Origin of the sequence: Methylobacterium brachythecii, assembly GCF_014196345.1 — a bacterium.
GTDB lineage: Bacteria > Pseudomonadota > Alphaproteobacteria > Rhizobiales > Beijerinckiaceae > Methylobacterium > Methylobacterium brachythecii.
The window spans coordinates 228,033-240,020 of sequence record NZ_JACIDN010000008.1 but is presented as its reverse complement, the minus strand read 5'-3'; the positions used below and the strand labels follow the sequence as shown (position 1 = coordinate 240,020).

Genomic DNA, 11,988 nt, shown 5'->3' with positions numbered 1-11,988 from the left:
CCGCTTGGGAAGGCTCCTACGACGTTGTTGGGTCGGGTCCGGAAAGTCCGCTTGCGAGCAGGAGGCCAACATCTGCTTCTGGCGCGATCCACAACTGCAATTGCAGCTCTTGGAACGTCCGCCTCGAAGCGTTCGCACGATTGACCTGAGTGAGCGTTTTGGGCGCAACGCCATCGAGGTGGTCGTATTGCATGACGACGTAGCGATGGTAGATCACATCGATCGCGCCGAGATTGCCGCTGGCGCGCGCAACCCGTTAGTGTCTGTGAATGACCCTTGGCGTTTTTATACATCGCGCAGATTCGATTTATGATGACAGCCCTGCCGAACGCTATCAATTTCCAAAGCAGTACCTGAGTCGTGTTCAGGCATGTCTTAGCGACTGGATTGTCTATTACGAGCCGCGCAAACTTGCAGGCACGCGCGGTTATTTCGCAATCGCCCGTGTCGAAGACATCATTCCAGATCCTTCCGTTGTTGGCATGTTTGTCGCGCTCATTGAGCCAGGTAGCTACCTCGATTTTGCGCAACCAGTCCCATTTGCAGATGAAGGCGGTGTTCTCGAGCGGGGTGTTCTGAACGAACAGGGGCGGATCTCGGGACGTGCGCAGGCCGCGGTACGGTCGATTTCGCCAACTGATTTCGATCGCATTCTGAACCGTGGTCTGGATGACGAGAACGCTGTGCTGCCGCGCGTCGGTGAGCGCGCTGCCGATCCCGGCTTTGCTGAGCCTCAGGTGCCATTTGGTCTCGACGAGGCGCGCGAGCGCGTTGCCCAGATCACCTCACGGATCGTGCGGGATCGAGTTTTTCGGCGAGTCGTTCTCGCCGCTTATGGCGAGAGATGTGTGCTAACAGGATTGAAATTGTTGAACGGTGGCGGGCGTGCCGAAGTCGCTGCGGCGCATATCCGATCGGTTGAAGCGAACGGTCCCGACATCGTCACCAATGGGCTTGCCCTGTCGGGCACCGCGCATTGGATGTTTGATCGCGGTTTGATCAGCCTTTCCGACGACCTTGAGATCCTGATTTCGCGTCAAACGAACGACCCGGATGGGATCCGCAATTTCATCAACAAGACAGGTCGAGCCCTTGCGCCCCTCAGGGCACTCGACCGACCGCATCCGCATTTCCTCGCTTGGCACCGAGAACATTGCTTCAAGCAGTGAACCGCACGCGCGTATGGGCGACTCGGCAGCAGTATGCTGCCATCGCCGAGCACACTGTCTGCGCTTCGTCGATCCAGCCTTCGATGTAACCACCGTGCAACCACGGCCTTCGAAGGGCGCTCGGCGGCGGCTTCTGGAATTCAGAAAAGCCTGTCTTTCGAGGGAGATAGAGTGGTGCCGGTTGCGGGACTTGAACTCGCGACCTACCGCTTACAAGGCGGTTGCTCTACCAGCTGAGCTAAACCGGCATCGGGGAAATGGGCTACCAGCCGCTTCGGCACCATGCAAGCCGGTGCACGGGTCCGCAGCCCGCTGCTGAAACCTGTGATTGCTTCTGCACCGAGAACCAGATCCAGCGATCGGGCCGCTCAACTCCGCACCTTGTACGAATGAGATGCCGCGGCCGGGGTTGTGGTGCTTGTCGAGCTTATGAAGCAGTTCACGGCGGTTGGTAGTCAAGCTAGTGATAAACTTGGCTATAACAGCGATCTTGTGCTTGTTTCCGATCGTTTCTGCTTCTTGAAAAACAACTGAATACCAATTTCAGAAGCGGTTAAATCGCCGTGACCTAGCACGTCGACCTCAGTGATGGCCCCATCCGACGGGAGCGCGCCGGTCTCAGGATTTCCGCAAGCTCCGATGTCGGCCGTGGCCCTCAAGGCAGGCACGATGGCGGGGAGCGATGAGCGATCACGAGCGCGACCAGTTCCAGATCGGACGGGCGGCACCTCGCGCATCCGGCCCGAATGCGGAGAGGTCTCCGGCCAGCGGCGTTGCAGCCGAGGCGCGCCGACGCATCGGGCGCGACCTACGCCTTCTCTATGCGGGCGTCCTCAACCAGCCCCTGCCCGAGAGATTGACGCGGCTCGTCGACGAGCTTGCCGCCCAGGATCGAAGCACGGAGGGCACACGATGACCCCGATTGCAATCGCCACGCTGGCGCCGTCGAGCACGCCGCCCGGAGCCGACGCTGAGATGAGGTCTCTGCTGCTCGGGGCGATCCCCGCTTTGCGAGCCTTCGCCTACTCGCTGACATACGATCTCGATCGCAGCGACGACTTGGTCCAGGACACGCTGGTGAGGGCCTGGACCAAGGCGGATAGTTTCCAGCGCGGCACCAACCTCACCGCGTGGCTGTTCACCATCCTGCGCAACCTGTTCTATTCCGAGCTGCGCAAGCGCAAGCGCGAGGTCGAGGATGTCGACGGCGTGATGGCGGGCAAGCTGACCAGCCTGCCCGAGCAGGAGGTGCAGCTGGAACTGCGCGAGTTTCAGGACGCGCTGAATCTGCTGCCTTACAGCCAGCGCGAGGCCCTGGTGCTCGTCGGCGCGCAGAGCTTCACCTACGAGGAGGCGGCCGAGATCTGCGGCGTTGCCGTCGGCACCGTGAAGAGCCGTGTGAGCCGCGCAAGGCTTCGGCTCACCGAAGTGCTCGGCATCGAGAAAGGCGGCGAAATCGGTGCCGATGCCATGACCCGCGCAGCCCTCGGCGGCCCGTAGCCTCGGTCGGTTGGCCTACACGGCAGCCAGTTCGTCCGTGAGGAAGGCGCGGATGTCGGCGGCGTCGATGCCCGGTGCGATGAAGCTTTGCCCGATGCCGCGAGCGAGGATGAAGGTCAGCCGCCCGTCGCGCACTTTCTTGTCCTGCGCCATGGCATCGAGCAGCGCGTCCGCACCGCCCGACCCGCCCGGAACCTGGCTCAGGCGCGTCGGCAATCCGGCCAGAGCGAGGTGATTGGCGACGCGTCTGGCATCCTGGCCCGGGCAAAGACCCAGCCGCGCGGAGAAGCGGAAGGCCAGGGCGAGGCCGATCGCAACGCCCTCCCCGTGGACGAGACGGGCCGAGTCGTAGCCGGTCAGCCGCTCCAGCGCGTGACCGAAGGTGTGGCCGAGATTGAGCAGGGCACGTTCGCCGTCTTCGCGCTCGTCCCGCACCACGACGCCGGCCTTCGAGCGGCAGCAGATTGCGACGGCCTCATCGCGCTCCGGGCCGCCGGAGAAGATCCCCCGCCAGTTCGCCTCGCACCAGTCGAAGAAGCCGGCATCGTTGATCAGGCCGTATTTGGCGACCTCTGCATAGCCGGCGCGCATCTCGCGCTCGGACAGCGTGTCGAGCGTCGCAGTGTCGGCGAGGACCAGGCGGGGCTGGTGAAAGGCGCCGATCAGGTTTTTTCCGAGCGGCGAGTTGATCCCGGTCTTGCCGCCGACGGAGGAGTCGACCTGGGCGAGCAGGCTCGTCGGCGCCTGGACAAAGCGCACGCCCCGGCGGAGCGAGGCCGCCGCGAAGCCCGCGAGGTCGCCGACCACACCGCCGCCGAGCGCTACGACGAGATCGCCGCGCTCGATCCGGTGTCCGAGCAGGCCGTCGCAGACTTCGGCGAAGCGCGCATAGCTCTTCGAGGCTTCGCCCGGAGGAACGCTGACGATACCCGAGCGCAGCCCTGCGGCCTCCAGCGACTCCCGGACGCGCTCGGCATAGAGGCCGCCGACGGTGTCGTCCGTGACGATGGCAGCCGCCCGGCCGCCGAGGGCGGCGATGCGCGCGCCGGCCTCGTCGAGCAGGCCGCGGCCAATCAGGATGTCGTAGTCGCGGCCCTGATCGAGGGGCACGTGGACGGTGAGGCGCTCGCTCATTCTCTCGCTCGAACTTTACTGCGCCGCGACGCCCTGGGCCGGCGGGGTCAGCCAGACGTCGAGAGCTTCCAGCACGTCCTGGACCACGCGGTCATGCGAGACGTCGCGGGACAGGACCATGACGTCGGCCTGCCCGTAGATCGGGTGGCGCACGGCCATGAGGTCGCGCATCGTCGCCTCCGGGTCGGCGGTCTGGAGGAGCGGGCGCGTGCCGCGCTTCTTCACGCGCCGCATCAGCACGTCGAGTTCCGCGCGAAGCCAGACCGACACGGCGCTCTCGGTGATCCGCTCGCGCGTGGCGTTGCGCATGAAGGCGCCGCCGCCGGTGGCCAGCACCATCGGCCCCTGGCGCAGCAGGCGGGCGATGACGCGCTCCTCGCCTTCGCGAAAACTCTCCTCGCCATAGATCGCGAAGAGATCCGTGATGGTGAGGTTGGCGGCCGCCTCGATCTCGGAATCGGCGTCCTTGAACATCAGGCCGAGGCGGGTCGCCAGGCGGCGGCCGACCGTGCTCTTGCCCGCACCCATCAGGCCGACGAGCACGATCGAGCGCGCGCCGAGGGCGCGGCGAATGCGCGCCTCGATCGGGTCGTCCGGCTCTGAGCCCGTGGCGTCGGGGTCGGTCATCGCGCGGTCATAGACGGTTTTCGAGAGCGGGCGAAGCCATTCGCCAAGCTCTGCCTGTGGCTTCGTGGACCTTGCCTTCGCGCGCCACGCATGGGACCAGATCCTCCCGGTCCGACAGGCGCAAGCGGCCCTGCCGCGCGCATCGTAGAGTTCGTCCGAAAGGTTCGCGCGCCGTGCCGTCCCTGTTCCGCTTCCTGGCGATCCTGGCCATCCTCGGAGGTGCCGTCTTCGCCGGAATCTTCGCCCTGGCGACTTTCGTGCAGCCGACCCAACGGGAGATGAGCGTAACCATCCCCGCATCGAAGCTCCAACCGAGCGGCAAGTGACCGGGAGCCGTCCTGGCCCATCACGGAGAGGACGTCGCCCGGTGGCGGCGCCGGCCGCCGCAAGCGGGTCGGAACCGCCTCCCGCCGATCTGGCTCAGCCCTATCTCGACATGCTCGCGGCCGAGCGGGGCGCCGCCGCCAATACCCTCGCGGCCTATCGGCGCGACCTCGACGATTACCTCGCCTACCTCGCCGCCGAGGGCATCGTCCCCGTCGACGCCGATGCAGCGACTCTGCGCGCCTACATCGCCGATCTCGAGCCGCGCGGCCTGAAGGCTTCCTCGGCCGCGCGCCGTCTCTCCTGCCTCCGCGGCTTCCACAAGTTTCTCTACGCCGAGGGTTTTTCGGAATCCGATCCGAGCGCGCCGGTGGCCGGGCCTCGCCGCGCGCAATCCTTGCCGAAGGTACTTTCGATTGCCGAAGTCGACGGCCTGCTGTCGGCGGCCCGCCAGCGCATCGCCGTCGCGGAGATCCCGGCGGAGGCCGGCAGGGCCAAGAGGATGCTTTGCCTTCTGGAGCTTCTCTACGCCACGGGCCTGCGCGTGTCGGAATTGATCGCACTGCCGCGTTCGGCCGCCTCGACACGGGAGCGCTACCTCGTCGTGAAGGGCAAGGGCGGGCGCGAGCGGCTGGTGCCGCTGACCGAAGTCGCCCGCGAGGCCATGCGCGAGCACTTGGCGCACGTTCCGGGCGATGGCCCGTGGCTGTTTCCGGCAGATAGCGAGAGCGGGCATCTCACCAGGCAGGCCTTCGCGCGCGATCTCAAGGTGGCGGCCACGGCGGCCGGCATCCGCGCCGACCGGATCTCGCCGCACGTGCTGCGCCATGCCTTCGCCAGCCACCTGCTGCGCAACGGTGCGGATCTGCGGATCGTCCAGGAGCTGCTCGGCCACGCCGACATCTCGACCACGCAGATTTACACCCATGTGCTCGACGATCGCCTCAAGAGCATGGTGCGCGACCTGCACCCGTTGAACGACGGCTGACGGGTTCTCGGACACAGCGATTTTCGAATGAAGCGTCTTCTGTTGCCGGTGCTCCTCTGGGCTCTCGCCAATCCGGCCTTCGCCGTCGGCCAGCCTGAAAAAACCGATCTTGAAACCAGGCTCGCCGATGCCGGCCAACAGGCGCTGCAGACGCTCAACTACGCGAACACCCGCTTTTCGCGGCTCGACCAGATCACCGCCGGCAACGTCTCCCAGCTCAAGGTGGCCTGGACCTTCTCGACAGGGGTGCTGCGCGGCCATGAGGGCGCGCCGCTCGTCATCGGCAACCGGATGTACGTGCACACGCCGTTTCCGAACACTATCTACGCGCTCGATCTCGACCACGACGGCCGCATCCTTTGGACATACGCGCCGAAGCAGGCGGCCGACGTCGTGCCGGTGATGTGCTGCGACACCGTCAACCGCGGCCTCGCCTACGCACAGGGAGCGATCCTCCTGCACCAGAACGACACCACCCTGGTCTCGCTCGATGCCGAGACCGGACGGGTGAACTGGTCGGTGAGGAACGGCGACCCGTCTAAGGGCGAGACCAACACGGCCACGGTGCTGCCCGTGAAGGATCTGGTCATCGTCGGCATCTCGGGCGGCGAATACGGCGCGCGATGCCACGTCACCGCCTATGGCCTCAAGGACGGCAAGCGGCTCTGGCGCGCCTACGCGACGGGGTCGGACGAGGACATGCTGGTCGATCCGGAAAAAACGACCGAACTCGGCAAGCCCATCGGCCGGGATTCCTCGCTGAAGACCTGGGAGGGCGACCAGTGGAGGATGGGCGGGGGCTGCGCCTGGGGCTGGTTCTCCTACGATCCCGCGCTCGACCTCCTCTATTACGGCACCGGCAATCCCTCGACCTGGAACCCGGCCCAGCGCTCGGGCGACAACAAATGGGCCATGTCGATCGTGGCGCGCCATCCCGACACGGGCCGCGCGGCCTGGTTCTATCAGATGACCCCGCACGACCAGTGGGACTATGACGGCGTCAACGAGATGATCCTGACGGATCAGGAGGTCGACGGCCGGCCGCGCCATCTTCTCACGCATTTCGACCGCAACGGATTCGGCTACACCCTCGACCGCGCCACGGGCGAGCTGATCACGGCGGAAAAATTCGATCCGACAGTGAACTGGGCCTCGGCGATCGATCGCGACCGCGCCTCGCCCACCTATGGGCGCCCCGTGGTCGACAAGGATCACGCGCCGGAGACGACCGGCGAAGACGAGGTGATGAAGGGTATCTGCCCCTCCGCGCTCGGGGCCAAGAACCAGCAGCCGGCGGCGTACTCCCCGGACACGCACCTGTTCTACGTGCCCACCAACCATCTCTGCATGGATTACGAGCCCTTCCATGTGACCTACGTGCCGGGCCAGCCCTATGTCGGCGCGACGCTTGGGCTCTATCCGCCGCCCGGCTCCGACCGGACGGGCAACTTCATCGCCTGGGACGGTGTGAAGGGCCGGATCGCCTGGTCGATCCCGGAGCGCTTTTCGGTGTGGTCGGGCGCGCTGGCGACGGCGGGCGGCGTGGTGTTCTACGGGACGCTGGAGGGCTGGCTGAAGGCGGTCGATGCCCGCGACGGCCACGAACTCTACCGTTTCAAGACGCCCTCCGGCATCGTCGGCAACCCGATGACCTTCCTGCATGACGGCCGGCAATACATCGCCGTCCTCTCCGGCGTCGGCGGCTGGGCGGGGATCGGCCTCGCGGCCGGATTGACCGACCCGTCCGACGGCTCCGGGGCCGTTGGCGGTTACGCGGCGCTCTCGCAATACACCGCACCCGGCGGCCAACTCACGGTGTTCGCGCTGCCGTGAGGCTGCGCGAGTGATCGAGGTCTAACGCTCGATGTCCACTCGGAATGTTCGAGTTGGCTGGACACCTGCCGGTCCGCTTTCGGGCGCTAGGTTCAACAAGCAAACGTCGACTTACGGCAGGAGCTGGCCAAAAAGTCGACAGGCTGCTGCCAGTCCCGACGTGTAGAAATGCGGCGCTCGATCCCTTTCAGAAGTGGTGCGGACAGACTGAGACTAAGCCGCAGCTTCGTTGGGACTGCCATCGATCGGACATTCCGCCGTCCTGACATTCGCGTAGATGATCAACCGGATCTCTGCTGGACGGCGTCCGGGTCTTCGATCCAACGACGGCAGAAATCGTAAGAACGTTCCGACACGGGCCGGTTCCCGTCGAGTGGATCCCGGCCCTGTGGCCAGGGCGGAGCCTGAAACGGCCGATTTGCAATGCTACTAAGGGCTCGAAACCTTCCTCCCACTTTGTTCACCGCGAACTTTGGGAGCGCTCATTTCCGACGCCGACCGGGCTGGAGGCCCGAGAGCGCCTTGAAAGCGGTTGCGAAAGCAGCATCCAAGCCTCTGGCGAGGTGGCCGCCATCGGGAGCGAGAAGCCGCAGGGAAAGTCCGGCATTGTTCGGGAGACGGCTCGCGCCGCCGAGGCAATTGGCAGCACCCATCGCGTCATGCAGCTCATTGATGTCGGGCAGAGCGGCCTCGGTCGCCAGGATCAGCATCGAGCCGTAGGCGCGATAGGATCCCAGGGGCGACGAAGGCCCTGCGAAATCCTCGCCGTGTACCACGGCGTTCTCGGTCGCCAGTCGCCGCCCTGAACGATCGGTGATCTCGAGCGCGATCGAGATGCTCTCGAAAGGGCGCCCTTCGCCGCGGGGATCGTGGCTCGCAAAGCTCTCGGTGACGATCGCGCTGGCTCCCCGGTCCAGAACGATCCGCGTATCGAGTTCGAGCGCAGCACCGGGAAAGAGCACCAGCGGATCGGGCTGCAGCGCCAAGAGGCTTCCGGATGCGAGGTCGAGCCGCGTCTCCTGCCTCGCGGGCGATGCACCGGTATCGTGCACCACCGTCGCCGACTGGGTGGTGACATGGGCGTGGGCCTCGCCTCGCATCTCGATGTCGAGACCGAGCCGGTCGGCGCGATAGAGGCCGCCCGAAGCTGATTGCAGGAAGAGCGTCGCCAGATCCGGCTTCTGCGGATGCAACTGGAAGAGCCGCGTGATGTGAAACGGGTACGGCACGGTCTGACGGGTCAGCACCGTCTTGCCGCCGCCCTTCGCGAAGACGAGCGTCGCCTGCGAGCGTCGACCCGCTCCCGCCGTCATCGGTCCGGTATGGAGCATCTCAGGGCGCAAACAGCACTGCCCGACAGATCGCGTCCGCAACGGCATCGACGCCCTGCCCGGATCGGGCGTTCGTCGCGATCACCGGCTTCGCGCTCCGCACCCCCCTTGCTTCCCGGAGCATGGAATCGAGATCGACTCCGACGTGGGGCGCGAGGTCGGTCTTGTTCACGACGAGCAGATCGCAGCGCAGGACGCCGGGGCCGCGCTTGCGCGGGATGTCGTCACCGCCCGCCACGTCGATGACGAAGATCCACCAATCGACGAGATCGAGGGAGAAGGTCGAGGCGAGGTTGTCGCCGCCGGACTCGAAGATGAGCAGTTCCAGGCCCGGGAACCGGCCCTCGAGCGTATCGCCGGCTGCGATGTTGAGCGTCGGATCTTCCCGGATCACGGTATGAGGGCAGGCTCCCGCCTCGACCGCCGAGACGCGCTCGGGGTCAATTAGCCCGGACCGGCGCAGGCGCTCGGCATCCTCCTTCGTGACGAGGTCGTTCGTCACCACCGCGAGATCAACGCCGCGACCGGCGAGCACCGGGATCAGGCGCTCGATCAGCGCTGTCTTCCCCGAGCCGACCGGACCACCGATGCCGATGCGGGCGGCCGTGGCAAGGGAGGGGGGGCCAAGGGCGGCTTCGGACTTCAGAGCCTGGATCATCGCAACATGTATCGCTGGGCGAGAGGAAGCTCTCGGGCCGGCTCGCAGGTCGCGAGTTGCCCGTCGACGAAGACGTCGAAGGTCTGCGGATCGACCCGAATGTCGGGGCAAAGGTCGTTCCAGAGCATGTCGGCCTTGGTCAGCGTGCGTGTGCCGCGCGCCGGAAGCAGCGCCTTGCGCAGGCCGAGCCTGCCACTCAGGCCGCCCTCGACCGCGAGGGGGTGTACGAAACAGGCGGACAGGCCCTGCTTGGCGAGGCCGAAGGCACCCCACTGCGGGCGCATTAGGATGGGTTCGCAGGTCATCAGGGAGGCAGCTGAATCGCCCATCGCACCCCAGGCGATGAAGCCCCCTTTGATCACCAGCTCCGGCTTAATGCCGAAGAAGGCGGGCCGCCACACGACGATATCGGCCATCTTGCCGTCTTCCAGCGAGCCGATGTGGTCGGCGATGCCGAAGGTGCGGGCGGCGTTGATCGTGTATTTGGCGATGTAGCGCTTGATCCGGGCGTTGTCGCCTAAGCCCGGCTTGTCTTCCGGCAGCGTGCCGCGCTGGTCCTTCATCTTGGAGGCGAGCTGCCAGGTTCGACAGATCACCTCGTGGATGCGTCCCATGCCCTGGCTGTCCGAGCCAAGCATGGCGATGGCGCCGATGTCATGGAGGACGTCCTCGGCGGCGATGGTCTGCGCGCGGATCCGGCTCTCGGCGAAGGCCACGTCCTCCGGCAGGGCCGGATTGAGGTGGTGGCACACCATCGTCATATCGAGGTGCTCGTCGAAGGTGTTGACCGTGTAGGGGTTGGTCGGGTTCGTCGACGAGGGCAGGCAATGTGACAAGCCGGCGACGCGGATGATGTCCGGCGCGTGGCCGCCTCCGGCGCCTTCGGTGTGGTACATGTGGATCGTGCGGCCCCCGATCGCCGCCAGCGTGTCCTCGACGAAGCCGGACTCGTTTAGCGTGTCGGTGTGCAGCTGGACCTGAAAGTCGTACTCGTCCGCAAAGCCGAGGCAGGCATCGATCGCAGCCGGCATCGCGCCCCAGTCTTCATGAATCTTCAGGCCTAGCACGCCGGTCTCGAGCTGCTCCTTGAGCGCGGCCGGCCGATGCGTGTTGCCGCGCCCCAAGAAGCCGAAATTCACCGGCCAGGCCTCGGCCGCCTGGAGCATCTTTCCGGTGTTAAAGGGGCCGCCGGAATCGATGCCAACGGTGATCGGACCAAGGGAGCCGCCGAGAAGCGTCGTGATGCCCGAAGCAATGGCGTGGTCGGGCAGGCCGGCGGAGTCGAAATGAACGTGGACGTCGATGGCGCCGGCCGTGGCGATCAGTCCCTCGCAGTCCCGAACCGTGGTGCCTGCGGAGACGATCAGGCGCGGGTCGACGCCGTCCATGATCGCGGGATTGCCGGCCTTGCCGATGCCGACGATTTTCCCGTCCTTGATGCCGAGATCGCCCTTCACGATGCCGACCACCGCATCAATCACCATGACGTTGCAGAGCAGGAAATCGAGCGCGCCCTCGGCACTCGTAATCCCTGGCGCCAGTCCGATCCCATCGCGGAGCGTTTTGCCGCCGCCGTGGAGGCATTCGTCGCCGTAGACCGCGTAGTCCTTCTCGACGACCGCAATGAGCGATGTGTCGCCGAGGCGAACGCCGTCGCCGGTGGTCGGGCCGTATAGGGCCGCGTAGTCGCGCCGTGGGATCGAAACCATCGCGTCCTCCTCAGGCGCCCTTGAAGCCGCGGGCCTTCGCGCGCGCCAGAGCCGCGGCGCGCGCTGGCTCGCTGTCGAGACGACCTTGCGTCAGGTTGTTGAGCCCCGTGAGTTCCTGCTGTCCTCCGAAGCCGACCAGGGCGACGGTCTTGCGTTGCCCCGGCTCGAAGCGAACGGCGGTGCCGGCCGGGATGTCGAGGCGGAAGCCGAGCGCCTTCGCGCGATCGAAATCGAGCGCCCGGTTCACCTCGAAGAAGTGGTAGTGCGAGCCAATCTGGACGGGCCGGTCGCCGGTATTGACGACCTCGATCTCCGTTCGGGGCCGGCTCGCGGCGAGCTCGATCTCGCCGTCCAGCGACAGGATCTCGCCTGGATGCAGGGTGTCGGCTTCCGCGCCCTCGGGGGCACGGATCGGTTCGTGCACGGTCACGAGCTTGGTGCCGTCGGGAAAGACGCATTCGACCTGCAGGATGTGCATCATCGCGGCGATGCCGGGCATGACGTCGCCGGTCGTCAGGATGGTCGAGCCCCATCCGATCAGATCGGCGACGGTGCGCCCATCGCGCGCCCCTTCGAGGATCTCATCGGTGATGATCGCGACCGCCTCGGGGTAGTTCAGCTTCAGGCCGCGCGCGCGCCGCTTCCGCGCGAGTTCGGCTGCCGTGAAGATGGTCAGGCGTTCCAGTTCGGTCGGCGTGAGCAGCATCGCTGACGG

At 66.0% G+C, this 11,988-nt stretch carries 12 protein-coding genes and 1 tRNA gene; 6 read left to right on the top strand and 7 right to left on the bottom strand.

The genetic code is table 11. The features are described 5' to 3' along the window. The first annotated feature begins 269 nt into the window (after positions 1–269). On the top strand, positions 270–1,169 hold the full coding sequence (locus tag GGR33_RS20820; protein ID WP_183508815.1) for an HNH endonuclease: 900 nt from the start codon (positions 270–272) through the stop codon (positions 1,167–1,169). A 172-nt stretch (positions 1,170–1,341) separates the two neighbouring features. On the opposite strand, the gene GGR33_RS20815 is transcribed toward GGR33_RS20820, so the two are convergent. Beyond that, positions 1,342–1,417 (bottom strand) — tRNA-Thr (locus GGR33_RS20815). 434 nt (positions 1,418–1,851) lie between these two features. On the opposite strand from GGR33_RS20815, the gene GGR33_RS20810 reads away from it, so the two are divergent. Beyond that, entirely contained in the window at positions 1,852–2,085 is a 234-nt protein-coding gene (locus tag GGR33_RS20810) for a NepR family anti-sigma factor (RefSeq protein WP_183508813.1), read from the top strand. Continuing rightward, the gene (locus GGR33_RS20805) at positions 2,082–2,669 is read left to right on the top strand and encodes a sigma-70 family RNA polymerase sigma factor (RefSeq protein ID WP_183508811.1); all 588 of its coding nucleotides are present in this window, start codon (positions 2,082–2,084) and stop codon (positions 2,667–2,669) included. The genes GGR33_RS20810 and GGR33_RS20805 overlap by 4 nt, the downstream gene beginning before the upstream one ends. A gap of 15 nt (positions 2,670–2,684) precedes the next feature. Here the strand turns inward: GGR33_RS20805 and aroB are convergent, their stop codons facing one another. Further along, a complete protein-coding gene (gene aroB, locus GGR33_RS20800; RefSeq protein ID WP_183508809.1) occupies positions 2,685–3,803 on the bottom strand; it encodes a 3-dehydroquinate synthase in 1,119 nt (372 codons plus the stop codon). A 15-nt stretch (positions 3,804–3,818) separates the two neighbouring features. Further along, positions 3,819–4,430, bottom strand: coding sequence for a shikimate kinase (locus GGR33_RS20795; RefSeq protein WP_183508807.1), 612 nt, complete (start codon positions 4,428–4,430; stop codon positions 3,819–3,821). A gap of 173 nt (positions 4,431–4,603) precedes the next feature. On the opposite strand from GGR33_RS20795, the gene GGR33_RS20790 reads away from it, so the two are divergent. The 3 genes from GGR33_RS20790 to GGR33_RS20780 are packed head-to-tail and all read left to right on the top strand — an operon-like array spanning position 4,604 to position 7,575. Beyond that, positions 4,604–4,756, top strand: coding sequence for a histidine kinase (locus GGR33_RS20790; RefSeq protein WP_183508805.1), 153 nt, complete (start codon positions 4,604–4,606; stop codon positions 4,754–4,756). 41 nt (positions 4,757–4,797) lie between these two features. After that, on the top strand, positions 4,798–5,742 hold the full coding sequence (locus GGR33_RS20785) for a site-specific tyrosine recombinase XerD (RefSeq protein ID WP_284211826.1): 945 nt from the start codon (positions 4,798–4,800) through the stop codon (positions 5,740–5,742). 27 nt (positions 5,743–5,769) lie between these two features. Next, positions 5,770–7,575: a methanol/ethanol family PQQ-dependent dehydrogenase gene (locus GGR33_RS20780; protein ID WP_183508803.1), complete on the top strand. Its 1,806-nt coding sequence runs from the start codon at positions 5,770–5,772 to the stop codon at positions 7,573–7,575. Positions 7,576–8,057: 482 nt separating this feature from the next. On the opposite strand, the gene GGR33_RS20775 is transcribed toward GGR33_RS20780, so the two are convergent. The 4 genes from GGR33_RS20775 to GGR33_RS20760 are packed head-to-tail and all read right to left on the bottom strand — an operon-like array spanning position 8,058 to position 11,979. After that, positions 8,058–8,906, bottom strand: coding sequence for an urease accessory protein UreD (locus tag GGR33_RS20775; RefSeq protein ID WP_246413329.1), 849 nt, complete (start codon positions 8,904–8,906; stop codon positions 8,058–8,060). Position 8,907: 1 nt separating this feature from the next. Next, positions 8,908–9,564: an urease accessory protein UreG gene (gene ureG / locus GGR33_RS20770; RefSeq protein WP_183508801.1), complete on the bottom strand. Its 657-nt coding sequence runs from the start codon at positions 9,562–9,564 to the stop codon at positions 8,908–8,910. Then, complete coding sequence (ureC, locus tag GGR33_RS20765) at positions 9,561–11,273, bottom strand: urease subunit alpha (RefSeq protein WP_183508799.1); 1,713 nt, start codon at positions 11,271–11,273, stop codon at positions 9,561–9,563. Before ureC ends, ureG begins: the two co-directional genes overlap by 4 nt. A 10-nt stretch (positions 11,274–11,283) precedes the next feature. Further along, complete coding sequence (locus tag GGR33_RS20760) at positions 11,284–11,979, bottom strand: urease subunit beta (RefSeq protein ID WP_183508797.1); 696 nt, start codon at positions 11,977–11,979, stop codon at positions 11,284–11,286. Positions 11,980–11,988 lie beyond the last annotated feature (9 nt).